This is a genomic window from Psittacicella gerlachiana, assembly GCF_003585965.1.
Lineage (GTDB): Bacteria > Pseudomonadota > Gammaproteobacteria > Enterobacterales > Psittacicellaceae > Psittacicella > Psittacicella gerlachiana.
On sequence record NZ_NRJF01000286.1, the window covers coordinates 1 to 1,425 of the forward strand.

Consider the following 1,425-nt stretch of genomic DNA (forward strand, 5'->3'; position numbering starts at 1 on the left):
AAATTGTTAAAGAACTATTGTTGCTTTTTGCAACGAAGAACATTATAGCAATATTCTTTTATTTTTGTCAACTCTTAAAATTAAATTATTTTGTCTAAATTGTAAGAGCAGGTTGTCTCTTGGACAACGAGAGGTATTATAGACAAGCTAAAAATAAATGTCAAACAGTTTTTTATAACTTTGATCTTATCTACTTTAAAAACAAACCAATTTTTTTTCTTTAACCAAAATGAGAATTTTCTTTATTCTCATCTATATCTCGCTACATAAATATATTTGAATCTATTAACTCTTAAATTTACAATTTAAAAATAATATTATTTATTATTCCCGTTAATTAATTGGTCAATATCTAATAAATATTTTACTTATTATCGAACAACGAAAGCAAATATTAATTACAAAAAAGTAGGGTAAGTTACTTCTCAACTTACCCTACTTTTTTCTATCTTGGTATTTAGATCTACCATGATTTAAATTATTCTTTTTTGCTTAACTTACAAGACGATTAGCCTCATACATAATTTGATACCAAATATCCCTAACTACAGTCACTGGATTATTGGCAATATATTCCCAACTTCCTTGAAAACAATAATAAATAAAAATCCCCATTAAAACTGTCGTAAAACAACAAATAAGAAATTGATGCTCATGACTTCCCCACCATTTTAAGCAAATACCGGTATGAGGGAGTAAACCGAGAATTGGCTTTTTGTTAGGCAAATCTAAAATTATATGGAGCAAGGCTCCAGCACAATAACTAGCAACTAGTACCCAGTATACACTGCCTTGGCTTACCTGATAAGTAGCATAGGCTCCAAGAGCTAACCAAGGCACAAACCAGTGAGTTAAGGTTCGATGAGGAATTAATGTCCTTAGCTCTTGATGTTTACGATCATACCAACGCATCTCAAGATAATCGGGAGCATTAGACCCTTTATAGGCAAGATATCCAGCTAGTATAGAAATTAAAAATGGGAAGTGTAACCAATTTGCACAAGCTAGAGTGATGCATACCCCAAGATTTGCTCCGGTTACTGAATGACCAACTCTATACATAACTTCCTCTTACAACTGCGGTTTCCATTTTCTTGATCTTTTTCCTTATCATATCTTATTTGAAATCTTCCTTATAATTAAGTTTTCCGTTACCTTGATCTTAGCTAAATTTGTATTTTCGTACTTTTTAGCCTTCTTGTTTTTTGCTTTTTGACCTTTTATTTTCTTTCTCTTTTAGTTTTTAGGTTTTACTATTCGTTTTTACTTTTTGTTTTTTTTATTTTACTTTATGGTTTTTGCTTTTGTTTTCTTAACTTGTTTAACTTTTAGAACTTCAATTTCTTCTTAATGTATACATGAAATTCTCTCATTTCTTCTCTACTCTTACTACTATTATTTAATTTAAACAGCCTTATTCTACCT

General features: G+C 29.8%; 1 protein-coding gene. It reads right to left on the minus strand.

The window, feature by feature from the left end; translation table 11 throughout:
- Positions 1 to 492 precede the first annotated feature (492 nt).
- A complete protein-coding gene (locus CKF59_RS07715) occupies positions 493 to 1,062 on the minus strand; it encodes a metal-dependent hydrolase (protein ID WP_119535323.1) in 570 nt (189 codons plus the stop codon).
- Positions 1,063 to 1,425 lie beyond the last annotated feature (363 nt).